Source organism: Polymorphospora rubra (assembly GCF_018324255.1).
Classification (GTDB): Bacteria; Actinomycetota; Actinomycetes; order Mycobacteriales; family Micromonosporaceae; genus Polymorphospora; species Polymorphospora rubra.
In genome coordinates, this window is sequence record NZ_AP023359.1 from 1,872,985 (window position 1) to 1,898,071 (window position 25,087).

Here is a 25,087-nt window from a genome sequence, read left to right on the forward strand (position 1 = left end):
CCTACACACCGTCGTCAATGCCCGGAGGCGCCAAAATGCGAGTGATCATGTTCGGTTACCAGACCTGGGGGCACCGGACCCTGCAAGCGCTCCTGGACTCCGACCACGAGGTCGCGCTGGTGGTGACCCACCCGAAGAGTGATCACGCGTACGAGCAGATGTGGGACGACTCGGTGGCCGACCTGGCCCGCGACAACGGCGTACCGGTGCTGCTGCGTCAGCGCCCCGACGACGACCTGGCCGACGACGTCAAGCGGGCCGACGCCGACATCATCGTGGCGACCAACTGGCGCACCTGGATCCCGCCGGCCATCTTCAACCAGCCCCGGTACGGCACGCTCAACGTGCACGACTCGCTGCTGCCGGCGTACGCCGGCTTCTCGCCCCTGATCTGGGCACTGATCAACGGCGAGCCGGAGGTCGGCGTCACCGCCCACATCATGGACGACGAACTCGACGCCGGTGACATCGTGCTCCAGCGGGCCGTACCGGTCGGGCCGACCGACACCACGACCGACCTGTTCCACCGCACGCTGGCCCTCTTCGGGCCGATCACCCTGGACGGCCTGGCGCTCATCGCGTCCGGCCGCACCGACTGGGCCAGGCAGGACCGCGCCAAGGCCAGCTTCTTCCACAAGCGGTCCGTCGAGGACAGCCGGATCGACTGGACCTGGCCGGCCGAGGACCTGGAGCGGCTGGTACGGGCCCTGTCCGACCCGTACCCGAACGCCTTCACCTATCACCGGGGCGAGCGGATCCGGATCCTGTCGGCGGGGGTCTCCGAGGGTCGCTACGGCGGTACGCCGGGCCGGATCTTCATCCGGGAGGGCGACGGCATCGTCATCGTCGCCGGCGCGGAGGCCCGCCGCGGCCGCAGCCACGGCCTGGTCGTCAAGCGGGTCCGCACCGACGACGGCACCGAGCTGCCGGCCACCGAGTACTTCCGCACGATGGGCGGCTATCTGACCGACCGGCCCTGACCCGGCCCTGCCTACCGCTGCGCGTCGACGCGGTACGCGTACTGCTCCTGGCCGGCCTTGGCGCCCATCTTCAGGAAGGTCGGCAGCATCAGGTCCCGGAACAGGTTGCCGGCGGCCGAGGTGATCTTCCGGTCGCCGATCCGGCGACCCATCCGGACGATCGCCTCGGCCCGGTCCCGGCGCCGCGTCACGAAGTCGTCGAACGCCACGACCGGTTCGGCCCGGTCGCGCAGGCACCCGGCCAGGACGGCGGCGTCCTCGACGGCCAGGCTCGCCCCCTGCCCGCTCGACGGGCTGGCGGCGTGCGCCGCGTCGCCGACCAGGCAGACCCGCGAGGTGTGCCACGCGTCGAGCGAGCGCAGGTCGTAGACCGGCCAGGCGCCGAGTGAGCTCTCCGCGGCGGCCAGGATCGCCGGCACCGGCGCCGGGTCGCCGTCGTGCAGCGCCCGGATGTCGGCCATCCACCGGGCCTGGTCGAGCCGGTCCAGTTCACCGCGCCGGGGTTCGCGCCGGTGCGGCACGTTGGTGAACCAGTAGACGAGGCCGTCGTGGGCGGCGTAGCCGAAGAACGCCCGGCGGCCGAAGACCATCTGCTGCCGGGCGGTGTCCGGCAGCGACATCGCCGTCCAGCCGCCGCAGTCGACGATCCCCGTGTATGCCGGGGTCGGCGCGTCCGGCCAGGTGAGGCGCCGTACGGTCGACCACACCCCGTCGGCGCCGATCACGATGTCGGCGTCGACGACCCGGCCGTCGGCGAAGACCGCCCGTACGCCGCCGGTGTGTTCGTCGAGCCGTTCGAGGCGCGCGTCGAAGGTGTAGGCGACGCCGGCCGCCCGGGCCCGGTCCACGAGTGCGGCCCGCAGCCTGGAACGGCGCAGCACCACGCCACGCGCCCCGTACCGCTGCTGGTCGTGTTCACCGGGCAGTTCCCCGATCCGCCGGCCCCTGGCGTTGCGGAAGTCCAGGCCGGACAGTTCGAAGCCGCCGGCCGCCGCCGGCACGTCGCCGAGGCCGAGGGCCCGTAGCGCGTTGACGCCGTTGGGCGCCAGCGTGAGGAAGGCGCCGCCGGTGTCCCCGGTGTCCGGGCGGGCCTCGGCGACCTCGCCGGTCAGTCCGGCCCGGTGCAGCGCGAGGGCGAGCGCCGATCCGGCGATGCCGCCACCGACGATGAGGATCTTCATGGGTCACGTCCCGGGATCTATTAGTTCGTTCGTCCGAACGATCGAAATCTAACAGGGGTCCCCGAGGTGGTCAACGCGACGTCGCCCGCCGGGATCGGTCACCGGCGGGCGATGTGGTCGGGCATCGGTACGGCGATCGCCGCGTCGAGGTCAGTTCGGCTGGGCCCGGCCCCTGCGCCAGTAGCCCATGAACGCCACCGCGCGCCGGTCCACCCCGCAGTCGCCGACCAGGAACCGGCGCAGGGCGACGACCGTGCCGGCCTCACCGGCCAGCCAGGCGTAGCCGCCAACCCGGCGGTCGTCGTCGGGCCCCGGCACCTGCCACGGGTCGTCGTCCGCGTCGTCCGGCGGGCCGCCGGCCGCCCGCGCGGGCGCGCCGTCGGGTGCCGCCGCCGGCAACGACAGACCGGGGGCCAGCTCGCGGACCACCTGCTCCAGCCGCTCGCCCCGACTGCCCACCAGCCACACCAGGTCGACGTCGCGGGCCACGTCCAGCTCGACGACGTCGGCCGGCTCCGGCACCTCCAGCACCACGGTCGTGGTGGTGCCGGCCGGGATCGACTCGGCGATCGACGCCGCGGCCGGCAGCGCGGCGGCGTCGGCGGCGAGCAGCAGGCGGGTGGCCAGCGGCGGCGGCGCCCAGGCGACGTCGGTCGCCGGGTGCCCGACCACCGGCCCGATGACGGTCAGCGGATCACCGGTCCGGGCGGTGGTGGCGAACCGGGTGGCGGGGCCGGTGTCGCCGTGCACGACGAAGTCGATGTCCAGCTCGCGGTCCGCCGGCCGGAAGGCCCGCACTGTGTACGTCCGCAGCGGCGCCCGGCGCCGGGTCGGGGTGTCCCGCCACCGCCCGAACCAGTCCGGCTCGTCGACGTAGCCGAGGTGTTCGTCCTCGTCGGCCAGGAACAGCAGGTTGATCCGCTGGTCGAAGCCGTGGCCGGCGAACTCCGCGAGGGATTCGCCGGCCACGGTGACCCGGGTGAACGTCGGGCTGAGCCGACGCACCCGGGTGACCCTGGTCAGGAAGGGCCGGTACGCCACTACGCCCCTGTCTTGGTCAGCAACGGCAGCAGCTGGTCGATCGCGTACGGCACGCTGAGCACCGTCACGAAGGACAGCGCCGCGCCGATCGGCGGCTCCATGTACGGCGCGAAGACGGCCTTGCCCCCGGTCACCACCTTCAGCGTGGCGAAGACCGGGTCGGCGCGCACCCGCGGCTCGACCGACTCGTCACTGGCGAGCAGCAGCAGCCGGTCGACGTCGAGGATGTCGAGCCGCTCGGAGCTGACCACCGCGGCGGTGTCCTGGCCGGCGGCCTGCTCGACCTGGTCGGAGAGCTTGAAACCCATCTCGGCGAGCAGTTGCGCCTTCGGGTCGGACTTGGCGAAGGCGGCGTAGACGCCCGGCTCGCTCGGGTCGGCGACCACGATGGTCTGCTGGGCGAACTCCGGGTGCTGCTGGCGGATGTCGGCGAGCCGCTTGTCGATGTCGCCGAGCAGCTGCTCGACCTGCGCGGTCTTGCCGAGCGCCTGCCCGATGGTCCGGGTCATCTCGTCCCACGGGGTCGAGTAGTCCTCGTGGTTCGCCGACTGGGCGACGACCGGGGCGACCTTGGACAGGGTGTCGTACTGCTCCTTCTTCATCCCCGAGTACTGGGCGATGATCAGGTCGGGAGCCAGCTCGATGATCTTCTCGATGTCGTACTCGTCGCGCTCGCCGACGATCTCCGGCGGGGTGTCGCCCCACCTGTCCTTCACCCAGGCCCAGTTGCCGAACGGGCGCTCACCGAACCAGTCGACCGCGCCGACGGGCTTGATGCCCAGCGCCAGCACGGTGTCCTGGTCGCTGAGCCCGAGGGTCACCACCCGGGTCGGCGCGGCGGGGATCGAGGTGGAGCCGTACTTGTGGTCGATCACCACCGGCCAGGCCCCGTCGCCGGCCGGGGCCGCCGGGTCGTCGGTTTCGGCGGTGTCCCCGCCGCAGGCGGCCAGCGCGCCGACCAGCGCGACGGCGACCACCGACCGGGCCAGCCGCCGGCCGTTGCCGATCTGGAATGAGCTTTTCATCGGTCCGCTTTCCGGATCATGAGGAATCGATAGTGGGCAGCACTGTCCGACAGGCGTTCGACTCAGCCGAATCGACACCGACAACGCTAAGGGTCGGCTAACCTAACCTCAAGCCGTAAGATGCTCTCACCCGCAATCCGCGTCCGCAAGAAGCACGCCGCACCGTCCCGCCCGCCAGAGAGGACCGCGTGACCGCGACCCTGCACCCGCCCCCGGTACGGCGGACCACCGGCACCCGCCTGCTCGGGCTGGCCGGCGGGCTGGCCCTGCTGGCCGTGGTGTGCCTGCTCTCGATCGCCTTCGGGACCCGGCAGATCCCCATCGGACAGGTCGTCGACTCCTTTGTGGACCCGGGACGGGTGCCCGCCGACGTGCTCGCCATCGTGCGCGGCGTACGCATCCCGCGTACCGCACTGGGGTTGCTCGCCGGCGCCTCGATCGGCCTGGCCGGCGCGGTGATGCAGGGCCTGACCCGCAACCCGCTCGCCGACCCGGGCCTGCTCGGGGTCAGCGCCGGAGCCGCGTTCGGCATCGTCGTCGCGATCGCGCTGCTGAACGTCACCGGCGTCTACGGCTACGTCTGGTTCGCGCTGCTCGGCGCGCTGCTCGCCAGCACCGTGGTGTATCTGCTCGGCGGCCTCGGCCGCGGCGGCGCCACCCCGGTCAAGCTCGCCCTGGCCGGCGTCGGCGTGACCCTGCTGATCGGCTCGCTGACCAGCGCCATCGTGCTGTCCAGCCCGCTGGCCCTGGACCGGTTCCGGTTCTGGACCGCGGGTTCGATCGCCGGCCAGGACGCCGGCGTGGTGCTGCGCGTCCTGCCGTTCCTGGCCGCCGGCGTCGTCCTCGCCCTCGGGACCGCGCCGGCCCTGAACAGCCTCGCCCTCGGCGACCAGGTCGCCAGGGCACTCGGTCAGCGGATCGGCTGGATCCGGTTGCAGGGCGCGCTCGCCGTCACCCTGCTGGCCGCCGGTGCCGTCGCCGTCACCGGACCGATCGTCTTCGTCGGGCTCGTCGTACCGCACCTGGTACGCATGGTCACCGGCCCCGACTACCGCTGGCTACTGCCGTACACCATCGTCTACTCCCCTGCCCTGCTGCTCGCCGCCGACGTCGCCGGCCGGATCGTGGCCCGGCCCGGGGAGATCCAGGTCGGGGTCATCGTCGCCTTCATCGGCGGCCCGTTCTTCATCGCGCTGGTCCGCCGGCGCCGACTCGCGGAGCTGTAGCCGGTGGCCTTCCTGGAAACCTCGACCGCCGCCGGCCGGACCACGTTCCGGTTCGCCCGGCCGGCCGTCTCCGGCGTGCTTCCGCTGCGCCCGCTCGCGGTCGGCGCCCTGCTCACCGCCGTCACCTTCGCCGCGTTCTGCGTCAGCGTCGCGGACGGCCGGATCCAGATCCCGCTCACCGAGGTGGTCCCCGCCCTGTTCGGCCACGGCGACCCGGGCACGCTGCTCGTGGTGCGGGAACTGCGACTGCCCCGGGCACTGACCGGGCTGCTGGTCGGCGCGGCGTTCGGGCTGTCCGGCGCGGTGTTCCAGGCGATGACCGGCAACCCGCTGGCCAGCCCCGACATGATCGGGGTGATCGCCGGGGCGCAGACCGCCGTCGTCGCCGGCATCGTGCTCGGCTTCGGTGCCGGCCTCGGCACCCAGACGCTCGGCGTGGTCGGCGCGCTGGTCGCCGCGCTCGTCGTCTATCTGCTCGCCTGGGGCGGGGCACCACCGGATACCGGCTCGTGCTGGTCGGTGTCGGCGTCGCCTGGATGTGCACCAGCGCCACCGACTACCTGGTGGCGCGGGCGATGCCGTACGAGGCGCGGGCGGCGGTGGGCTGGCTGGTCGGCAGCCTCAACGAGCGCGGCTGGCACCACGTACGCCCGCTCGCCCTGGCGATGGCGGTGCTGGTGCCCGCCGTCCTGCTGCTCGGCCGCTGGCTGGGCACCCTGCACCTGGGCGACCCGGTCGCGACCGCCCTGGGCACCCCGGTCGGCTACGCCCGGATCGCCCTGCTGGTGACCGCCGTCGGGCTGGCCGCCTTCGGCACCTCCGCCGCCGGCCCGATCCTGTTCGTCGCGCTGATCGCCCCGCAGATCGCCCAGCGGCTGGCCGGCCGGGCCACCCCGCCGCTGCTGGTCTCCGCCGTCACCGGTGCGCTGATCGTGCTGGTCGGTGACCTGATCAGCCGGATCGTGCTGGCCGACGCCCGCCTGCCGATCGGGGTGGTGACCGGCGTACTCGGCGCCCCGGTCCTGCTCTGGCTCCTCGTCCGCGCCAACCGCACCGGCTCAGGAGGTTGACCTTGAAAGGTGACCCGTCGGGTACGCCCGAACCCGGCCCGGCGTACCCGCCGGAGCTGCACGCCACCGGCCTGCGCCTGGGCTACGACGACCGGATCGTCGTCGACGGGCTCGACCTCGCCGTCCCGGCCGGCCGGATCACGGTGATCATCGGCGGGAACGCGTGCGGCAAGTCGACCCTGCTGCAGTCGCTGGCCCGGCTGCTCACCCCGCGTGGCGGGGCGGTGCACCTCGACGGCCGGTCGATCCACAGCATGCCGACCCGGCAGGTGGCCCGCCGGATCGGCATCCTGCCGCAGTCACCGGTGGCGCCCGCCGGACTCACCGTGATCGACCTGGTGACCCGCGGCCGGTCGCCGTACCAGACCTGGTGGCGGCAGTGGTCGGCGCAGGACGAGCAGGCGGTCACCGGGGCGCTCGCCGCCACCGGCATGCGCGAACACGCCAACCGGCCGATCGACGCCCTCTCCGGCGGCCAGCGGCAGCGGGCCTGGATCGCCATGGCCATCGCGCAGGGCACGCCGGTGCTGCTGCTCGACGAGCCGACCACCTATCTCGACCTGGCGCACCAGATCGACGTACTCGATCTCGTGGTCGACCTGAACCGCCGGGACGGCCGGACCGTCGTGATGGTGCTGCACGACATCAACCAGGCCGCCCGCTACGCCGACCACCTGATCGCGATGAAGGCGGGCCGGATCGTCGCGCAGGGCAGGCCGGCCGAGGTGGTCACCGCCGACCTGGTCGAGGAGGTGTTCGACCTGGACTGCCGGGTCGGTGTCTGCCCGGTCAGCGACGCCCCGATGATCATCCCGGTGGGGCGGCACCACGGGGCCCGTACGCCGAACCTGGCGGTCCGGTGACCGTCACGGCCGGGCCGGCCACCGGGCGGGCGGTGTTGCGCCGGGCCGTCACCGGGCAGACCAGGTACGTCGTCCCCGCCGGCCTGCTCGCCACCGGTCACCAGGCCGGTGAGGCGCTGGTGCCGGTCCTGATCGGGGTCGTCGTCGACGAGGCGGTCGCCACCGGTTCGGGCGGGGCGCTGTTCGGCTGGCTCGGCGTGCTCGGCGCGGTCTTCCTCGGCCTGTCGACGAGCTACCGGTTCGCCGCCCGGGCCGGGGAACGCGCCGCCGAGCAGGCCGCCCACGAGATCCGCCGCGAGCTGACCGGCCGGATCCTGGCGCCGTACGGCGGTGCCGAGACCCAGTTGCCCGGTGCGTTGGTCAGCGTCGCCACCAGCGACGCCGGCCGGGTCGGCGCGGTCAACATGGCCGTCACCGCCGGAATCGCCGCGCTGGCCGCGCTGGTCACCACGATCGTGGCGTTGCTGAGCATGTCGGTGCCGCTCGGCCTGCTGATCCTGCTCGGTGCCCCGCCGGTGCTGGTCGCCGCGCATCTGCTCGGCCGGCCGCTGCAGAAGCGCGGTGCCGTCGAGCAGGAGAACGCGGCCCTGGCCTCCGGTGTCGCCGCCGACCTCGTGGCCGGTCTGCGGGTGCTCAAGGGCATCGGTGCGGAGCCGGCGGCGCTGGCCCGCTACCGGGTCATCAACCGGCGGTCGCTGGCCGCGACGTTGCGGGCTGCAAACGCCCAGGGCTGGCACGACGGCGCCCTGCTCGCCATCACCGGCGTCTTCATCGCGGCGGTCGCGCTGGTCGGTGCCCGGCTGGCCGCGCAGGGCGCGATCAGCATCGGCGACCTGGTCGCCGCCGTCGGGCTGGCGCTCTTCCTGTTCAACCCGCTGTCGGTGGTCGCCTGGGTGAACGGGCAACTGGCGCTGGCCCGGGCCTCGGCGGCGCGGGTCGCGGCGGTGCTGTCGGCGCCGCCCGCCGTCCCGACCGGCGACGCCGACCCGGCCGCCCCGGTCCGTGGCGAGCTGCGGTTCACCGGGGTGGCGCACGGGCCGCTGCGGATCGGCGACCTGCGGGTGGCGCCCGGCGAACTGCTCGGTCTGGTGACCGCCGATCCGGCGGCGGCCGGCACGCTGGTCCGCTGCCTGGCCCGGGAGTCAGACCCTCCACAGGGGACGATCGCGCTGGACGGCGTGCCGTTGACCGCACTCGACCCGGACCGGTTCCGGGCGACGGTCGTCACCGCGGCGCACGACGCGGTGCTCTTCGACGGCAGCGTCCGCGACAACGTCACCGCGGTCGGCGGCCCCGCCGGGCCGGTCGACGCCGTGCTCGCCGCCACCCTCCTCGACGAGGTGGCCCGCGGCCTGCCGTCCGGGCTGGACACCGCCGTCGGGGAACGCGGCCGGTCGCTCTCCGGCGGCCAGCGGCAGCGGGTCGCACTGGCCCGGGCCCTGGTCGCCGACCCGCCGGTGCTGGTCGTGCACGATCCGACCACGGCGGTGGACGCCGCGACCGAGAGCCATGTCGCCGCCCACCTGCGGCGGCTGCGCACCGGACGTACGACGCTCGTCGTGACGACCAGCCCCACCCTGCTCGCCGTCACCGACCGGGTGGTGCTCCTCGACGCCGAGGGCGGCACCGTCTCGGGCCGGCACGGTGACCTCGTCGCCGCCGACAAACGCTACGCCGCGACGGTCCTGGCCTGACCGCCGCCGCTCCGACCACCGACGGGAGGCAGGATGCCGAACGTACTGCCCATCGCCAGCCGGGCGCAGGCCGTCGCGGCGGTACGCCGGCTGCTGCGGCCCCGCCGGGCACTGGCCGCCGGCTCGCTGGCCGTGCTCACCGCCGCGACCGCCGTGGGGCTGCTCACCCCGCCGATCCTGGGCCACCTCGTCGACCTGGTCACGCGGGGCCGCCCGGTCGACGCCCTCACCCTGCCGGCGATCCTGCTCGTCGTCGTGGCGCTGGTGCAGGGGGTCAGCACCGCGATCGGCATCGGGATGATCGCCCGGCTCGGCGAGGGCATGCTCGCCGAGCTGCGTGAACGGTTCGTCGAACGGGCCCTGGCACTGCCGCTGAACCGGGTGGAGCAGGCCGGGTCCGGCGACCTGACGTCGCGGGTCACCGGCGACGTCGAGGTGATCGCCGAGGCGGTCCGGACAGCTCTGCCCGAACTGGTCCGTTCGGTGCTGGTCATCGGGCTGACCCTGGTCAGCCTCGCCGTGCTGGACTACCGCTTCTTCGTCGCCGCCCTGCTCGCCGCGCCGATCCAGGCGCTGACCGTCCGCTGGTACCTGCGGCACAGCGGCCCGCTCTACGCCGCGCACCGCCTGGCGGTCGGTGCCCAGCAACAGCAGCTGTTGGAGACCGTGGGCGGGGCCGCGACCGTACGGGCGCTGCGGCTGCGTGACCAGCACGTCGACCGGGTCACCCGACGCTCGTGGTCGGCGGTGGAGCTGGCGCTGCGGGCGATCCGGCTGATCACCCGGTTCTACGGGCGGCTCAACCTGGCCGAGTACGTCGGGCTGGCCGCCGTACTCGTGGCGGGGTTCCTGCTGGTCCGCTCCGGTGCCGTGTCGATCGGTACGGCGACCGCCGCGGCGCTGTACTTCCACAACCTGTTCGGTCCGGTCAACGCCGCCCTGCGACTGGTCGACGACGCGCAGCTGGCGGCGGCCAGCCTGACCCGGCTGGTCGGGGTGGCCGAGCTGCCGGCGGCCGAGGAGGGTCCGGCCCGGCCGGCCCCGGTCGACGGGGCGCTGAAGATCAGTGACGTCGGGTACGCGTACCGGACCGGTCATCCGGTGGTCAAAGGGGTGACGCTGGAGATCACGCCCGGGCAGCGGGTGGCGCTGGTCGGGGCGAGCGGTGCCGGCAAGACGACGCTGGCGCAGCTCGTCGCCGGCATCCACCGGCCGGACCACGGCACGATCATGCTCGGCGGGCTCGACCTGGCCAGGCTGGGCCCGGCGGAGCGCCGCCGCACGATCGCCGTGGTCACCCAGGAGGTGCACGTGTTCGCCGGCCCGCTCGCCGACGACCTGCGACTGTCCAGGATGGATGCGACGGATGCCGGGCTACGGGCGGCACTCGCCGAGGTCGGCGCGCTGGAGTGGGCACTGGCCCTGCCGGACGGGCTGGAAACCGTGGTCGGCGACGGCGGCCACCAGCTCTCCGTGACGCAGGCCCAGCAGTTGGCGCTGGCCCGGCTGGTGCTCGCCGACCCGAAGGTGGTGATCCTCGACGAGGCGACCGCCGACGCCGGCAGCGCGGGCGCGAGGGTGCTGGAGCGGGCCGCCGACCGGGCGCTGGCCGGCCGTACGGCGCTGGTGGTCGCACACCGCCTCACCCAGGCCGCGACGGCGGACCGGATCGTGGTCCTCGACGCCGGCCGGGTCGTCGAGACCGGCACCCACGACGAACTGGCCGCGCTGCCCGAAGGCCGCTACTCCGCCCTGTGGGAGGCCTGGTCCGGCTCCCGAACTCTCCCCTTCAGGGACGCTCCCGTTGATCAAGGAGAAATCGTGGCCGGGAACCGGCACAACGCCCACGACTAGTCCTTGATCAGCGGGGCTGGCCGGCGGGGCTGGCCGGGCTGGGCGGCGGCGATCACGCGGGTCAGGGCCTCGTGCAGGTTCTGCAGCTCGGTCAGGGGCAGACCGAGCCGCTCCACCACCGCCGGCGGGATGCCCTCCGCCTGCGCGCGCAGGTCGCGGCCGGCGACGGTCAGCGTCACCGACAGGCTGCGCTCGTCGCGGGCGTCGCGCTCGCGGCGTACGTAGCCGATCGCCTCCAGGCGTTTGAGCAGCGGCGACAGGGTGCCCGGATCCAACTGGAGCAGTCCGCTGAGGTCCTTGACGGACAGTGGCGCGTACTGCCACAGGGCGAGCATGACCAGGTATTGCGGGTGGGTCAGCCCCATCGGCTCCAGCAGTGGGCGATAGACGGCCACCACGCCCCGGGCGGCGACGGACAGCGCGAAGCACACCTGCCGCTCCAGCGCGAGCAGGTCGTCCTGGTCACTGACAGCCTCGGCCACGGCTGCTAGCGTACCAACAGTTTGTGCACCAACCATTGGGGTCGCAACCAACGCGAGGAGAGTGAGCGACATGGCCGAGCCACCGCCGCGGAAGCCGGAGAAGGGCGACCGGATGTTCGACTTCCTCTTCAAGATCCTCGGGCCGCCGACGGTCGACAACGCCCTCCAGGGCTGCTCCAGCCAGGCCCACGAACTGTGGAAGAAGGACCTCGAAGCCCGCAAGCGCTACAGCCGGGAGCAGCGCGAGAAGAAGCGCGCCGCCGAGCAGGCCGCCCGCGACAACTGGACCCTCGACGTACGCTGACCGACCCCGCTGACCGCCCGCCGCGCGGTCAGCCGGTGATGTCGTCGATCGCCCGGTCCGCCACGGCGAGCGTGGCGGTCCCGCCGCCACGGTGGTACGTGTCGATCGCGGTGTCGACGAACTTGATCACGTGCGGGTCGCCGGACGCCGCCGCCCGGTCGACCAGGTCGCGTACGCCGGTTCCGGCCCGTGCCACCGGGGCGGTGCGGGCGCGGGCCGGCGCGTACGCGGCGGTGACGGCGGCCGTCGCGGCCCAGGCCGCGGCGAGACTCGGCACCCAGAGCGTGGCGGGCAGGGCCGGGAGGGTACGCAGCACCGCGTTCGGCACGGTCGCCGCGTGCACGAGCATCACCGGGTCGGCATACCCGTGACCGCCGTACCGGACGACGGCCGCGTCGACGACGGCGGCGAGCCGCGCCGGCACCGACCCGGCCGGGTCGCCCGGCACCGCACCGGCGACGGCCGGCCAGCCGGGCAGGTCGGCGAGTTGGGCGAGCCGGGCCCGGATGCCGTGCCGCTGGTCCGGCACCCGGGGTACGGCGTCGAGCGCCGACCTCGGATCGGTCGCCGGGTACGGCCCGGCGCCGGGGGCCGCCAGCGGCTGCCACCGGGCGGCCCAGTAGGCGAGGCCGTGGCCGAGTTCGGTGACGCGTGGCGGGGTCTCCGCGTCGAGCAGGGCGCGGACGGCGTGGCCGACCCGGATGACGCCGTGCGTGGCGCCGGCGGCGATTCCGGGCAGCAGGCGTGGCCACCACCGGGCGAGCACGGTTCGCCAGGGTTCGCCGGCCAGTTCCCGCTCGAAGTGGTCGAGCCAGTCGCCGGTGCGTACCGGGTCGCCGAGCGGGTCACGCCACCCGTCGGCGGTGATCCGGGCGATGCCGCGCGGTCGCTCCTCGAGCCGGTCGGCGTATCCGTCCAGCCACCGGTGGAGATCGTCGCCGTGGCCGTGCCGGGCCAGGCACTCGACCGCCATCGGGGCGTGGTTGGACAGCCAGCCGGAGCGCTCCGGTCCGGTGTGCCGGAGCCGGTCGTACGCCTCGTCGAGCAGCGCGGTGGTCATGCGTACGACGCTCACACCTGAAGCTCACTTCAAGTCAACCACCCACGCCGAGCAGGGCGGACGATGCGACGAAGACCGCTGCCCGGGAACCGTGCGGGGGTGCCGTCCGACTACCCGCTGTGGGGGTCGCGCGACCGTGGGTCCGGCCACCCGCCACCACTGATCGACGCAAGCCCGGAAGGCTCCCGATGTCACACAAGACCAGCCGCCGCCCGAAGCCGTCCGGGGGCGCTGCCCGCCCGGCGGGCGGCTCGAACCGTACCGGCTCCGGCACCCCGCGGAACGCGACCGCCGCCCGGAGCCGCAAGGCCACGAAGGCGATCCGCAACCAGGGCATGAGCACCAACATGAAGGTGACCCTGGCCCTGCTCGGGGTGGTGCTGGTCGGGCTGGGCGCACTGTTCGTGGTGGTCCAGCGCGGCAGTGACGACGCGCGGGCGGCCGCCGCCGAGCGGGTGGTCCGCGACGACAGTCACCGGCTCTCGGTCGCCGCCGACGGCAAGGTCACCGTCGTGGAGTTCCTCGACTTCGAGTGCCCGTCGTGCGCGGCGGTGTATCCGGCGGTCGAGCAGCTGCGTGCCGAGTACGACGGCCGGATCGACTACGTGGTGCGCAACTATCCGCTGCCGATGCACGCCAACGCGATGAACGCCGCGCTCGCCGTGGAGGCCGCCGCGAAGCAGGACGCGTTCGAGGGGATGTACCAGAAGCTGTTCGAGTCGCAGGCGAGCTGGGGAAACCAGCCGCAGGACCAGGCCGCGACGTTCGAGGGCTACGCCCGCGAACTCGGGCTGGACATCGACCGCTACCGCGCCGACGTGGCCGATCCGGCGACCGCGGCCCGGGTCGGCACCGACCGGGAGGACGGGAGTGCGGCCGGGGTGACCGGCACGCCGACGTTCTTCGTCAACGGCGAGCGGTTCGACGGGCAGCCGACGTACGCCGGTCTGAAGGCCGCGGTCGACGCGGCGCTGGCGAAGTGAGCGCGCGTCCGGTGGCGCCGGCCGCCCGCCGTACCCGCCCGTCGCCGGGGCCCGGTGCGGTCGGGACCGGACCGGCGGGTGAACCGGTACACCCGGCCGAGCCGGTGCCGTTCGCGGCGCGGGTCGTCGGTTGGGTGCTCGCCGTCGGTGGCGGGATCGGTGCCCTGGCCGCGTTCGTGCTCACCGTCGAGAAGATCAACCTGATCGCGGACCCGGGCTACCGGCCGACGTGCAGCATCAACCCGATCCTGTCCTGCGGTTCGGTGATGACGACGCCGCAGGCCGAGGTGTTCGGCTTCCCCAATCCGCTGCTCGGCATCGCCGGGTTCAGCGTGGTCACCACGATCGGCGTGCTGGTGCTGGCTGGTGCCCGGCTGCCCCGGTGGGTCTGGCTGGGGCTGCAGGCGGGCGCGACGTTCGGCGTGGTCTTCGTGCACTGGCTGGTCTACCAGAGCCTCTACCGGATCGGCGCACTGTGCCCGTACTGCATGGTGGTCTGGGTCGTCATGATCGCCATCTTCTGGTACGTGACGCTGCACAACCTGCACCACCGGCACCTGCCGGTACCCGGTGCCGCCGGTCGGGGTGTGGACGCGCTGGTCCGGCTGCACACCGTGGGCCTGACCGTCTGGTTCCTCGTCATCGTCGGGCTGATCGGCGAGGCGTTCTGGTTCTACTGGCGTACCCTGCTCTAGCTTTCGCGCCGCCACGGCGTGGGAGATGCGGAAGGAAGTGCGTGGTGGTGGTCGCCGAGGGCGCAGCGACGCCGGACCGGCTCGAGACGGTGTGGCAGGCCGTTGCCGACGATCTCTCCTCGGTCGAGCCGCAGGACGCGGATCCGGTGGCCCTCGCCGGGCTGTACGACGACCTCTACGGAATGTTCACCGAGGTCGGCGTCACCGACGTGTCGGCGCGACTCGCGTTGCCGGCCGACTACGTTTGTTTCCTCGCCCTCGCCGGGGGTGACCGGTGGTGGCGCCACTCCACCTACGACGAATCGTCCTTCTGCCTCTTCGGGATCGACCGGGTGTGGTCGGCCACGGACTTCTCCTGCCGGCTCTGGGCGGACCGGCGACCGGCCGGGGAGCCGATGTGGTTGACCGTCGCGGCGTTGTCGGACCGAAGCGAGTTGGCGCTGTGCTGCGACCGCGCCGACCCGCGGTTCGGTGCGGTCGTCGAGTGCCACGACGACCACCCGTGGCACGCCGGCAACGGCCTCTTCTCGCCCCGGGCGTCGTTCACCGACTTCCTGGCGTCGCTTTCGTGAGGCCACGACCGGCCGGCGGCGCGTGCCGCCGGCCGGATGCCGGTCACGCCGGCAGCAGGTCTTCCGGCAGGTCCTGGTAGGCGACCGGGCGCAGGAACCGGTGGATCGCCATGGTGCCGACCGAGGTCGCCCGGGCGTCCGAGGTGGCCGGATACGGCCCACCGTGGACCATCGCCGGGCTGACCTCGACGCCGGTCGGCCAGCCGTTGTAGATGATCCGGCCGGCCCGGCGTTCCAGCACCGGCAGCAGTTTCGCGGCCAGCTCGTGGTCGGTCGGGTCGGCGTGCAGGGTGGCGGTGAGCTGCCCGCCCAGGTGGGTGGCGGCCTCGATCAGTTCGTCGGCCGTGGCGCACGAGACGAGGATCGAGGTGGCGCCGAAGACCTCCTCCTGCAACCGTGGCTCGGCCAGCAGGGTCTTGGCGTCGGTCTGGTAGACGGCGGGCCGACAGGCGTTCGGGGCGTCGGTGGGCGCGCCTTCGGCGACCAGGCTGACGGCGGGCAGGCCGGCGAGTTCGGCGTTGCCGGCCCGGTACGCCGACGCGATGCCGGCGGTCAGCATGGTCTGCGCCACCTGCCCGCCGAGCAGCCCGGCCACCGTCTCGCGGAAGGTGGCGAAGTCGGGGCCTTCGACGGCGAGGAGCAGGCCGGGGTTGGTGCAGAACTGGCCGGCGCCCATCGTCAGCGAGGTGACGTACCCGGTCGCGGTTTCGGCCGCGGCGGCGGCGACCTTGCCGGGCAGCAGGAAGACCGGGTTGATCGCGGACATCTCGGCGAAGACCGGGATCGGGACCGGGCGGCGCTGCGCGACGGCCATCAGGGCGGTGCCGCCGGCCCGGGAACCGGTGAAGCCGACGGCGGCGATCCGGGGGTCGGCGACCAGCTGTTCGCCGGTCTCGTTGCCGGCGCCGAAGACCAGGGAGAAGACCCCGTCGGGCATCCCGGTGGTCCGGGCGGCGTCGGCGATGCAGGCACCGGCGAGTTCACCGGTACGCAGGTGGGCGAGATGGCCCTTGACGACGACCGGGCAGCCGACGGCCAGCGCCGACGCGGTGTCGCCGCCGGCGACCGAGAACGCCAGCGGAAAGTTCGAGGCGCCGAAGACCGCGACGGGGCCGAGCGGGATGTAGCGCGAGCGCAGGTCGGGCCGGGGCAGCGGGGCCCGGTCCGGCTGGGCCGGAACGTGCCGGGGATCGCGCCAGTCCGGGTTCGCCAGCAGGTCGGCGAACATCCGGAGCTGGTTGGCGGTCCGGCCGAGCTCGGTGCGGGCCCGGCCTTCGGCGAGTCCGGTCTCGGCCTGCACCGCGGCGACGAGCTGCTCGCCGGCCGCTTCGAGGTTGTCGGCGATCTGCCGCAGGAACCCGGCCCGGCGCTGGTCGGGCAGGGACCGGTACGCGTCGAACGCCGCCTCCGCCCGGCGGCACGCCTCGGCGACGACGGTCCCGTCGTCCATCCCGTACGCCGGTTCCAGTTCCTCGCCGGTGGCCGGGTCGACCGACCGGCGGTCGCCGGCGGTGCCGCGGATCCGGTCGGCGCCGATGAACATCTCTCCGGTGAGCTGCATTGGTGTGTCCTGTCAGCCGTCGAGGTGGGCGGGGTCGGTGAGGCCGTCGCGGGCGGCCGGGTCGCGGTGCACGGCGAGGGCCCAGAACAGCAGGGCGATTCCCATGGCGCCGGCGTCCGGGGTGCCGAGCACGCGTTCGCCGACGTAGCTGGCGCGGCCCATCCGGGCCCGCAGATCGGCGGTGGCACGGGCGTGGGTCAGCGCGGCGGCGGCGGTCGCGGTCCAGTCGACCGGTCCGGTCGCGGCGCGGAGGCCGTCGACGGTCGGGGCGAGGCAGTCGACCATCGTGCGGTCGCCGACCTGGGCCTCGCCGACCCGCTGGACGGCGGCGAGCCCGCCGGTGAGCCCGGCGACGAGCGCGGTGTCCTCGTCGCCCGGCTCGGCCAGTTCGGCGGCGATCTCGCGCAGCAGGAGCCCGATGAGGGGGCCGCTGGTGCCGCCGACCTCGTCGAGGAACCAGGTTGCCGCGACGTCGAACTCGGTGGCGAGGTCGGCGTCGGCGGGCAGCCGGGACACCACGCCGCGCAGGCCGTCGCGGAGGTTGTCGCCGAAGTCGCCGTCGCCGGCGACCTGGTCGATCCGGGTCAGTTCGGCGTGGGCGGCCTCGGCCGCGTCGAGGTAGGTCTTCATCAGCATTGGTGGTCTCACTTCCTGAGGACGGCGGTCCACGCGGGCGCGTGCCACAGTCCGGCCCAGCCTTGGTCGAGCATGGTGACGGTGATCGAGAAGCCCTTCATGTCCAGCGCGGGTGACCAGGTGCCGACGAGGCTGCCGGCGACGGCGATGCCCCGGTCGGCGAGGTCGTCGGTGGTGCGCGCGAAGACGTTGTAGAGCTCGATGCCGGTGGTGCCGCCGAGGCCGTTGACCAGGACGATCGCCGAGTCGCCGGCCGGGGCCTTGGCGAGTACGTCGGCGACCATCCGGTCGACGAGTTCCTCCAGCGGAGGCCGGGGGATGCTGCGCTGGGCGCGTTCCCCGTGGATGCCGACGCCGTACTCGAGCTGTCCGGGGTCGAGGACGAAGCCGGGTTCGCCGGTGACGTGCGAGGTGTGCGCGACCGACGCGACGGCGACGCTGCGCGAGCGGGCGGTGACGGCGCGGCCGAGTTCGGTCAGGCCGTCGAGGTCGAGGCCCTGGTCGGCGGCGGCGCCGAGGATCTTCTCGACGATCACGGTCGCGCCGGTGCCGCGGCGCCCGGTCGCGGTCTGCTCACTCTCGGTCGCCACGTCGTCGTCGACGAGTACGCGTTCGACCCGGATGCCGTCGTGCCGCAGCCGCTCGGCGGCGATGCCAAAGTTGATCCGGTCGCCGGTGTAGTTCTTGACCACGTGCAGTACGCCGTCGGGTCCGGCGACGGCCTTGCTGGCCTCGTAGATCTGCCGGTTGTGCGGCGAGGCGAAGACCTTGCCCGGTACGGCGGCGTCGAGCATTCCGGTGCCGACGAGCCCGATGTGCATCGGCTCGTGGCCGGAGCCGCCGCCGGAGACGATGCCGACGCGCCGGCGCGGGTCGCGGTTGACCGCCGTGACGTAGACGGGGTTCTGGTTGAGTTCGACGATGTCGCCGTGGTCGCGGGCGAACCCGAGCAGGGCCCGGTCGACGTAGTCCGCCCCGGACGCGAAGAAGGCTTCGGCCATGTCGTGGTCTCTCGATTCGGTTCAGCGGGTGCTGGGCGGGGCCAGCGACTCCCGCATGATCATCGTTGCCGGCAGTACGACGTCACCGAGCCCCCGTTCGCCGTCGAGCTGGCGCAGCAGCAGGTCGGCGGCGGCCCGGCCCATCTCGTACGCGGGCTGGTCGATCGCGCTGATCGGCGGCTCGACGAGCGGGAAGAGATTCATGTCGTCGAAGGCCAGGATGCTGATGTCGACGGGGATGCGCAGCCGGGCCTCCCGGATCGCCTTGAGCGCCCCGACGGTGACGAGGTTGTTGAAGCAGAACACCGCGGTGGGGCGCGGGTCGAGTTCCAGCAGCTCGTTCATTGCCTTGTAGCCGCCGGCCTCGCCGAGGTGGCCGTGCCGGATGAGTTCGTCGGGCAGGGCGGTCCCGGCCGCCTTGTAGGCGAGCCGGAACCCGGAGAGCCGCTGGCAGGCGGTGTCGAAGTCGCGCGGCCCGGAGATCATCGCGATCCGGGTGTGCCCCATCTCGAAGAGCTGGCTGATCGCGCCCCGGGTCACCTTGCGGTTGTCGGTGCGTACGAGTGGTGCCTTGATGCCCCGGGGCCGCCGGTCGACGAGGACCAGCGGGCCCCGGGTGGCACCGAGTGCGGTGGTGAATCCCTCGTCGGTGCCCACGGTGGTGGCGGCGAGTCCGGCGAGGGTGCCGTCCTGGAACGAGGTGAGCAGGTGCCGCTCGCGCTCGGGGTTGAGGTGCGAGCTGGCGATCACGCAGTGGTAGCGCGCCTCCGCGGCCCGGTCCTCCAGTCCCTGGGCGACCTGTGCGTAGAACGGGTTGGTGATGTCCGGTACGAACAGGCCGAGCAGGTTGGACCGGCCGCGGGACAGGGCGCGTGCCGCGGCGCTGGGGACGTAGTCCAGCCGGAGGGCGGCGGCCCTGACCTTGGCCTTGGTCGCCGCCGTCACCGAGGCTTCGTCCCGCAGTGCGCGCGTCACGGTCGCGGTCGACACGCCGGCCAGTTTGGCCACGTCCCGGATTCCTGCCACCAGACGACTCCTTGTTCCAGGCCGAGGGATGTCCACCAGAGTTACAGCCTTCGGCGTCGGTGAGTCAATCACGCGGCGATCGCGCCGGCCTCCACGAGGGCGGCCCGGATCACCGCCTCCTCCTGCTCGCTGACCGGGGTGAGCGGGTGGGCGCCGAGTCCGCCGTCGCGGCCCTGCAGCTTCAGCGCGGTCTTGATGCGTACGGTCATGTTGGGGCCGTCGATCGCGCGCCACACCGGCAGCAGCCTGTTGTGGATCTCCAGGGCGGTCTTGTGGTCGCCCTTCTGGACCGCGTCCCACTGGTCGACGCAGAGCTGCGGCACGACGGTGAGGGTGGCGCTGATGGCGCCGCCGGCGCCGAGCAGGTAGGCCGGGTAGAGCAGGTCGTCGACGGCGGTGAAGACGACACCCCCGGTGGGGGCGGCCTTGAGCAGGTCGGCGAGCTGGTGGATGTTGCCGCCGGACTGCTTGACGCCGACGACGCCGGGGATCTCCTGGATGGCCCGGTAGACGGTGGTGGCCGGGATCAGCGCGTAGGGGATCACGTTGTAGATCAGGACCGGCAGTCCGGTGGTGTCGCAGATCCGCCGGTAGTAGTCGAGGGTGGTCTCCTCGTCCGGCTGGAAGAGGTAGTGCACCGGGGTGACCTGGAGGGCGTCGACGCCGACCTCCTTGAGCGCGAGCCCGTAGCGGATGACCTCGGCGGTCGAGTCGCGGATGATGCCGGCGATGACCGGCACCGCACCCTTGACCTCCTCGACGGCGATCTTGGAGACGGTCACGGACTGTTCAAGCGAGAGCATCTGTCCATCGCCGGTCGAGCCGGTGACGCACAGCCCGTGCACACCCACCGCGAGGTGGAAGCGGATCTCCGCACGCAGGGCTTCGGTGTCGATGTTCTCCTCCGCGTCGAACGGAGTCACGAGCGGCGGAATGATTCCCGCGAACTCGGGTGCTGCTGAAGCCATGTGACGACCTCTCTCGACAGGGCTCGATGTTACCGGTTACAACTACGATCGAATATTTCGCATCACCCGACGGATGTCAACCACGGATTTGCGCTGCATGACAGGCTTGTTTCAAGCCCGCTCTTGACAGGTAAGCGACGGCCACGTGATCGTGTAACCGATAACACAGACCACACACCGCACCGCTACCAGAGGACGAACAATGACCCGCAACCACCCCAGAGCGAGGCTCGCAGTCACCGCCGCCGCGGTGGCCGGGACCGTCGCGCTGCTCGCGGCGTGCAGTCCACCCGGCGCCGGATCCGGCAACTCTGCCGGCCGCGCGGACGACGGCGGACCCATCAACCTGACCTTCTGGACCAACCTCACGGTGAGTACTCAGGCCGGGGCGATCCAGCAGCAGGCCGAGCAGTGCGCCACCCAGCAGCAGGACGTCAGCGTGACGTTCGAGGCCGTCCCGTTCGACAGCATGTATCCGAAGATGGTCACCGCCTTCAAGGCGGGCAACGGCCCCGACATCATGAACACCATCGAGGGTGGCGTCGCCGCCGCCGAGGCCGGCGGCTTCATCGTCCCCGTCGACGACGTCGTCGAAAGCCACGGCAAGGACGACTTCATCCCGTCCTTCCTGCACGCGGTCGGCAAGGACGACCAGACCTGGGCGGTGCCGGACTGGGCCCTGCACCAGGAGGTCTGGTATCGCAAGGACCTCTTCCAGGCCAAGGGCATCGAGATCCCGAAGTCGTGGCCCGAACTGCTCGCCGCCGCCAAGCAGCTCGACGACCCGGCGAACGGCGTACGCGGCTTCGCCGTACCGATGGGTTCGGCGCTCGTCGCCCCGCAGACCTACTACCAGTTCCTGTACGCCAACGGCGTACACACCTTCGACCCGCAGACCGGCGAGTACGCGCTCGACCGCGACCCGGCGAAGGCGATCGAGGCCACCCAGTTCATGCTCGACCTCTACCAGGCGGCGTCCCCGCCGGAGTCGCGCACCTGGACGTGGAACGACTTCCGGACCGGATACGCGCAGGGCAAGCTCGCCATGGTGCTCGACTTCGGTGCCGTCGTCGGCCTGGCCGCCGAGCAGAACCCGAGCATGATCGACAACATGGGCGTCTTCCCGCTGCCCGGCCCGACCGCTGAGATCAAGCCGCAGGGCTCGATCGGCGGCGGCTACTTCTTCATGGTCGGCAAGAGCAACGAGCGGCGGGAAAAGGCCGCCAAGACCCTGGTCGAGTGCATGATGCAGCCCGACCTGGCCGCCGCCCGGACCAACACCCGGCCGGTGTTCGCGCTGCCGGCGACCAACAGCGCCGCCGAGTCCGCCACCTACACCGGCAACGAGACCGTGCGGCGCTTCGCCCCGGAGATCCAGACCATCCGGGAGAACATCCTGCCCGAGTGGTACCGCTACGGCATGGAGGCCGGCCTGAACCAGCTCGCCGGCCAGATCGAGGCGACCACCTTCGTCGGTGACCAGCTCCAGGCGGCCGCGGCCGGCAACATCACCGCCGAGCAGGCCTTCAACAACATCAACGCCGAGATGAAGCGTCTCGCCAAAGTCAGCTGATTGGTTCCCCTGATGGCAATGACGCAACCTGCCTTCCTGTCCCGGACCCTGACCGGACGGCAGCAGCGCGCGGGCATGGCGTTCGCCGTGCCCGCGGCACTGCTCTTCGCGATAATCCTGGCGTACCCGATCTTCGAGAGTTTCCGTACGTCACTGTTCTCCATCGACCTGCTGACCGGTGACGCCTCCTACGTGGGGCTGGACAACTACGCGGCACTCGGCAGCGACCGGAACCTGCTGTCCACGATCGGCAACACTCTGCTGTGGACGGTGGTGTCACTCGCCGGCCAGCTCGTCCTCGGGCTCATCGCGGCGCTGCTCATCGACACCAACTGGCGCGGCATGCGGTGGATCCGCCAACTGCTGCTGATCCCGTACGTCGTACCGGTCATCGCCACCGCCCTGGTGTGGCAGTGGATGCTCGACGGCCACTACGGGATCATCAGCACCAACCTGCAGTCCTGGGGAGTCCTGCCGGCCGGCGCCACCCCGCTCGGCCTGGAGGGGACGGCGCTGTTCACCGTCATCCTGGTGAACATCTGGCGCGGCTTCCCGTTCGCGATGCTCGTCTACTGGGCCCGGATGCAGAGCATCGACAAGGGACAGTACGAGGCGGCCCGGGTCGACGGCGCCGGCGCCTGGCGCGAGTTCGTACACATCACCCTGCCCAACCTGAAGTCGGCGACGATCGCGCTGCTGGCCCTGCGCGGCATCTGGACGCTGATGTACTTCGAACTGGTCTGGCTGCTCAGCCGGGGCGGACCGGCCGGCTCGAGCGAGGTGCTCTCCACCTACATCTACAAGGTCGTCATGGGTGAGTTCCGGATCGGGTACGCCGCCGCGATCGCCTCGGCCGTCGGGCTCTTCCTCGCCGCGGTCGGCGTGGCCGGCTGGCTCGTGGTGCGGACCCGGGGAAGGCGGTCCAAGTGAGCGTGACAAGCGAAGCCAGGCGGCCCCCCACGGCGCAGGCCGACGGCGGGCCGACCCGCACCCCGTCGAAGGCACCGCCGAAAACGTCGGGGAAGAAGGTCGCCGCCGTCATCGGTCGGATCATCGCCCTGGCGCTGATCGTGTTCTTCGCGGTCGGGCCGATCCTGTGGATGGCGCTGAGTTCGTTCCGGCCCGCCGACGAACTCTTCCAGTCCGACCCGTCGCTGATCCCGTCCCGGCTGACCGGTGACTGGTACCGGGAGGTCTTCGAGGGCAGCGAGGCGGTGCGCTGGTTCGTCAACAGCTTCATCGTCGCCGTCGTCACCACACTCGTCTCGGTGACCGTCGGCACCACCGCCGGATACGCGGTCAGCCGCTTCGAGTTCCCCGGCCGCAAGGTGCTGCTCGCCTGCCTCAGCGTGTCGTACCTCTTCCCCGCGATCCTGCTGCTGGTGCCGCTCTACCTGGCGCTGTCGGCACTCGGGCTGGTCGGTGGCCTCTTCGGCATCATCGTCGCCCACCTGACCATCACCCTGCCGCTGACCACCTGGCTGATGAAGTCGTTCGTCGAGGCCGTGCCGAAGGAACTGGAGGAAGCGGCCTGGGTCGACGGCCTCGGCTACTTCCGGTCCTTCCTCATCGTCACCCTGCCGCTGCTGCGGACCGGGCTGGCGACGACCGCGATGTTCTCGTTCATCCTCTCCTGGGACGAATACCTCTTCGCCAGCGTCATCGCGCAGGGCCAGAACGTCACCGCACCGGTGGCGATGGCCGGCTTCGTCACCTCGTTCGACATCCGCTGGGGCGCGATCATGGCCCTGAGCACCCTGGTAACCATCCCCGTCGTCGGACTCTTCTTCGTGCTGCAGCGCTACTACGAAAAGGGTCTGACCGCGGGCAGCGTGAAAGGCTGACGCGTGTCGCGTACCGAAAACCCCGTACTCACCCCTCAGGTGCTCGTCGTCGGCGCCGGATCGGCCGGCACCGCCGCCGCGATCGCGGCGGCGGAGACCGGGGCCGACACCCTGCTGGTCGAGGCCAGCGGCCACGTCGGCGGTACGCTCGCCCGCCAACTGCTGGAGCACAGCGCCGGCTTCCACGACGCCGCCGGCAACCAGGTCACCGGCGGCGTCGGCCAGCGCATCGTCACCCTGCTCCAGGAGTACGGCGGCTCGCCGGGCCACATCCCGGACGACGTGTCGTACACCGCCACCCGTACGCCGGTCAACCACTCCGAGCTGTCCATGTGCGAGGCCGTACTGCTCCGCCGGGCCGGCGTACACCTGCTGCTCAACACCGTCGTCGTCGACGTCGAGACCGCCGCCGGGACCGGCGGGAACGAGGGCGGCGGGACCGGCACCACGGTCACCGCCGTCGTCGCCGAGATCCCCGGGCGGGGGCGCACCACCATCCGCCCGGGGATCGTCGTGGACTGCTCCGGCGACGCGGTCGTCTTCGCACTCGCCGGCGCGTCGTTCCAGACCGACCGGGCCGACGCGACCCAGCCCGGGTCGCTGCTCCTCAAGCTCGGCGGCGTCGACTACGCGCCGCTGCTGAAGTACGCCGCCGACAACCCCGACGACCTGCGGCCGGACAGCCGGATCGGCGCCGCCGGCGACGACCACGCCAACCTGTGGGGGTTCGGGAAGCTGCTGGCACGGGGGCACGCCGACGGCCGGCTGTCGTGGCGGCGTACCGAGATGCACCTGGCAGCCTGGCCGAGCCGGGGCGAGGCGGTGCTCAACCTGACCCGGACCGCGGTCGAGCCCGGGGCGAGCCACGGGGACGCCTACCTCAAGCTCGCCCAGCAGGTCATGGAGACGGTCGCCTGGTTCCGCGAGTACGTCCCCGGCGGCCGGCTCGCCTATCTGGCCGAGGTCGCCGACCGGGTCGGGGTACGCGAATCCCGCCGGATCAGGGGCGTCGTCACCCTGACCGAGGACGACGTGAAGCAGGGCCGCCGGTCGGCGCAGAGCGTCGGGCAGGGAGCCTTTCCGATCGACGTACACGACGCCAACTCGGCCGGGCTGTCGCACACCGACGGGCTGGCGTCCGCCTACGACATCCCGTACGGCATCCTCGTCGGCGCCGAGCACGACAACCTGCTCGCCGCCGGCCGGTGTGTCTCCAGCACCCACGAGGCGAACGGGTCGGCCCGGATCACCGCCACCTGTTTCGCCACCGGCGAGGCGGCGGGTACGGCGGCGGCTCTGGCGGTGCTGGACGGGGTAGCTCCCCGCCTGCTGGATGTCGGGGAGTTGCAGGCCCGGCTGCGCCAACGGGGTGTCATCGGCGCCCGCTGACCCGGTCCGGGCCGCCGCCCTCATGAAGGACCCGACCGGGCACGCCCGTGGTCGTGCCC

23 protein-coding genes and 1 pseudogene are annotated in these 25,087 nt (G+C 72.4%); 14 read left to right on the forward strand and 10 right to left on the reverse strand.

Translation table 11 applies throughout. The features are described 5' to 3' along the window. The first annotated feature begins 35 nt into the window (after positions 1 to 35). The gene (locus Prubr_RS08515) at positions 36 to 980 is read left to right on the forward strand and encodes a methionyl-tRNA formyltransferase (RefSeq protein WP_212823464.1); all 945 of its coding nucleotides are present in this window, start codon (positions 36 to 38) and stop codon (positions 978 to 980) included. Positions 981 to 991: 11 nt separating this feature from the next. Here the strand turns inward: Prubr_RS08515 and Prubr_RS08520 are convergent, their stop codons facing one another. From Prubr_RS08520 to Prubr_RS08530, 3 genes are all read right to left on the reverse strand, one after another. Further along, the gene (locus tag Prubr_RS08520; RefSeq protein ID WP_212823466.1) at positions 992 to 2,161 is read right to left on the reverse strand and encodes an FAD-dependent monooxygenase; all 1,170 of its coding nucleotides are present in this window, start codon (positions 2,159 to 2,161) and stop codon (positions 992 to 994) included. Between the two features lie 150 nt (positions 2,162 to 2,311). After that, a complete protein-coding gene (locus Prubr_RS08525) occupies positions 2,312 to 3,202 on the reverse strand; it encodes a siderophore-interacting protein (RefSeq protein WP_212823468.1) in 891 nt (296 codons plus the stop codon). Continuing rightward, positions 3,202 to 4,227 carry an iron-siderophore ABC transporter substrate-binding protein gene (locus Prubr_RS08530; protein ID WP_212823470.1) on the reverse strand — a complete coding sequence of 342 codons (1,026 nt, stop codon included), beginning with the start codon at positions 4,225 to 4,227 and terminating at the stop codon, positions 3,202 to 3,204. The genes Prubr_RS08525 and Prubr_RS08530 overlap by 1 nt, the downstream gene beginning before the upstream one ends. Positions 4,228 to 4,487: 260 nt before the next feature. Here Prubr_RS08530 and Prubr_RS08535 point away from each other — a divergent pair, with 260 nt between their 5' ends. From Prubr_RS08535 to Prubr_RS08560, 5 genes and pseudogenes are all read left to right on the forward strand, one after another. After that, a complete protein-coding gene (locus Prubr_RS08535; RefSeq protein ID WP_212827750.1) occupies positions 4,488 to 5,453 on the forward strand; it encodes a FecCD family ABC transporter permease in 966 nt (321 codons plus the stop codon). A gap of 183 nt (positions 5,454 to 5,636) precedes the next feature. Continuing rightward, a pseudogene (locus tag Prubr_RS36755) lies at positions 5,637 to 6,523 on the forward strand (FecCD family ABC transporter permease). A gap of 2 nt (positions 6,524 to 6,525) precedes the next feature. After that, positions 6,526 to 7,386 (forward strand): ABC transporter ATP-binding protein, encoded by an 861-nt coding sequence (locus tag Prubr_RS08550; RefSeq protein WP_425517994.1) that lies wholly within the window; start codon positions 6,526 to 6,528, stop codon positions 7,384 to 7,386. Continuing rightward, positions 7,383 to 9,080, forward strand: a complete 1,698-nt coding sequence (locus tag Prubr_RS08555) for an ABC transporter ATP-binding protein (RefSeq protein ID WP_212823482.1) — start codon at positions 7,383 to 7,385, stop codon at positions 9,078 to 9,080. Before Prubr_RS08550 ends, Prubr_RS08555 begins: the two co-directional genes overlap by 4 nt. Before the next feature lie 33 nt (positions 9,081 to 9,113). Then, positions 9,114 to 10,934 carry an ABC transporter ATP-binding protein gene (locus Prubr_RS08560; RefSeq protein WP_212823484.1) on the forward strand — a complete coding sequence of 607 codons (1,821 nt, stop codon included), beginning with the start codon at positions 9,114 to 9,116 and terminating at the stop codon, positions 10,932 to 10,934. On the opposite strand, the gene Prubr_RS08565 is transcribed toward Prubr_RS08560, so the two are convergent. Further along, entirely contained in the window at positions 10,931 to 11,416 is a 486-nt protein-coding gene (locus tag Prubr_RS08565; RefSeq protein ID WP_246568461.1) for a MarR family winged helix-turn-helix transcriptional regulator, read from the reverse strand. The two genes, Prubr_RS08560 and Prubr_RS08565, sit on opposite strands and share 4 nt — an antisense overlap. Before the next feature lie 70 nt (positions 11,417 to 11,486). On the opposite strand from Prubr_RS08565, the gene Prubr_RS08570 reads away from it, so the two are divergent. Further along, a complete protein-coding gene (locus Prubr_RS08570; RefSeq protein WP_212823488.1) occupies positions 11,487 to 11,720 on the forward strand; it encodes a hypothetical protein in 234 nt (77 codons plus the stop codon). A 28-nt stretch (positions 11,721 to 11,748) separates the two neighbouring features. Here Prubr_RS08570 and Prubr_RS08575 read toward each other — a convergent pair whose 3' ends face one another. After that, on the reverse strand, positions 11,749 to 12,780 hold the full coding sequence (locus tag Prubr_RS08575; RefSeq protein ID WP_212823494.1) for a questin oxidase family protein: 1,032 nt from the start codon (positions 12,778 to 12,780) through the stop codon (positions 11,749 to 11,751). 335 nt (positions 12,781 to 13,115) lie between these two features. Here Prubr_RS08575 and Prubr_RS08580 point away from each other — a divergent pair, with 335 nt between their 5' ends. From Prubr_RS08580 to Prubr_RS08590, 3 genes are all read left to right on the forward strand, one after another. Further along, positions 13,116 to 13,763 carry a DsbA family protein gene (locus tag Prubr_RS08580; RefSeq protein ID WP_212827754.1) on the forward strand — a complete coding sequence of 216 codons (648 nt, stop codon included), beginning with the start codon at positions 13,116 to 13,118 and terminating at the stop codon, positions 13,761 to 13,763. Between the two features lie 104 nt (positions 13,764 to 13,867). Further along, positions 13,868 to 14,458, forward strand: a complete 591-nt coding sequence (locus Prubr_RS08585; protein ID WP_212827756.1) for a vitamin K epoxide reductase family protein — start codon at positions 13,868 to 13,870, stop codon at positions 14,456 to 14,458. Positions 14,459 to 14,499: 41 nt separating this feature from the next. Further along, positions 14,500 to 15,030 carry an SMI1/KNR4 family protein gene (locus tag Prubr_RS08590; RefSeq protein ID WP_212823496.1) on the forward strand — a complete coding sequence of 177 codons (531 nt, stop codon included), beginning with the start codon at positions 14,500 to 14,502 and terminating at the stop codon, positions 15,028 to 15,030. Between the two features lie 43 nt (positions 15,031 to 15,073). Here Prubr_RS08590 and Prubr_RS08595 read toward each other — a convergent pair whose 3' ends face one another. The 5 genes from Prubr_RS08595 to Prubr_RS08615 all read right to left on the reverse strand — a co-directional run bounded on the left by Prubr_RS08595 (position 15,074) and on the right by Prubr_RS08615 (position 20,222). After that, on the reverse strand, positions 15,074 to 16,591 hold the full coding sequence (locus tag Prubr_RS08595) for an aldehyde dehydrogenase (NADP(+)) (RefSeq protein ID WP_212823504.1): 1,518 nt from the start codon (positions 16,589 to 16,591) through the stop codon (positions 15,074 to 15,076). A 12-nt stretch (positions 16,592 to 16,603) separates the two neighbouring features. Further along, the gene (locus tag Prubr_RS08600) at positions 16,604 to 17,227 is read right to left on the reverse strand and encodes a DAK2 domain-containing protein (RefSeq protein WP_212823506.1); all 624 of its coding nucleotides are present in this window, start codon (positions 17,225 to 17,227) and stop codon (positions 16,604 to 16,606) included. An 8-nt stretch (positions 17,228 to 17,235) separates the two neighbouring features. Next, complete coding sequence (locus Prubr_RS08605; RefSeq protein WP_212823508.1) at positions 17,236 to 18,228, reverse strand: dihydroxyacetone kinase subunit DhaK; 993 nt, start codon at positions 18,226 to 18,228, stop codon at positions 17,236 to 17,238. 21 nt (positions 18,229 to 18,249) lie between these two features. Beyond that, positions 18,250 to 19,254, reverse strand: coding sequence for a LacI family DNA-binding transcriptional regulator (locus Prubr_RS08610; protein WP_212823510.1), 1,005 nt, complete (start codon positions 19,252 to 19,254; stop codon positions 18,250 to 18,252). Between the two features lie 68 nt (positions 19,255 to 19,322). Continuing rightward, a complete protein-coding gene (locus Prubr_RS08615) occupies positions 19,323 to 20,222 on the reverse strand; it encodes a dihydrodipicolinate synthase family protein (RefSeq protein ID WP_212823518.1) in 900 nt (299 codons plus the stop codon). 202 nt (positions 20,223 to 20,424) lie between these two features. On the opposite strand from Prubr_RS08615, the gene Prubr_RS08620 reads away from it, so the two are divergent. The 4 genes from Prubr_RS08620 to Prubr_RS08635 are packed head-to-tail and all read left to right on the forward strand — an operon-like array spanning position 20,425 to position 25,028. After that, positions 20,425 to 21,795 (forward strand): ABC transporter substrate-binding protein, encoded by a 1,371-nt coding sequence (locus Prubr_RS08620; RefSeq protein ID WP_212823520.1) that lies wholly within the window; start codon positions 20,425 to 20,427, stop codon positions 21,793 to 21,795. Positions 21,796 to 21,813: 18 nt separating this feature from the next. Continuing rightward, entirely contained in the window at positions 21,814 to 22,725 is a 912-nt protein-coding gene (locus Prubr_RS08625; RefSeq protein WP_212823522.1) for a carbohydrate ABC transporter permease, read from the forward strand. Next, positions 22,722 to 23,639 carry a carbohydrate ABC transporter permease gene (locus tag Prubr_RS08630; RefSeq protein WP_212823524.1) on the forward strand — a complete coding sequence of 306 codons (918 nt, stop codon included), beginning with the start codon at positions 22,722 to 22,724 and terminating at the stop codon, positions 23,637 to 23,639. Before Prubr_RS08625 ends, Prubr_RS08630 begins: the two co-directional genes overlap by 4 nt. 3 nt (positions 23,640 to 23,642) lie before the next feature. Continuing rightward, positions 23,643 to 25,028, forward strand: coding sequence for an FAD-dependent oxidoreductase (locus tag Prubr_RS08635; RefSeq protein WP_212823527.1), 1,386 nt, complete (start codon positions 23,643 to 23,645; stop codon positions 25,026 to 25,028). The last annotated feature ends 59 nt before the right edge of the window (positions 25,029 to 25,087 follow it).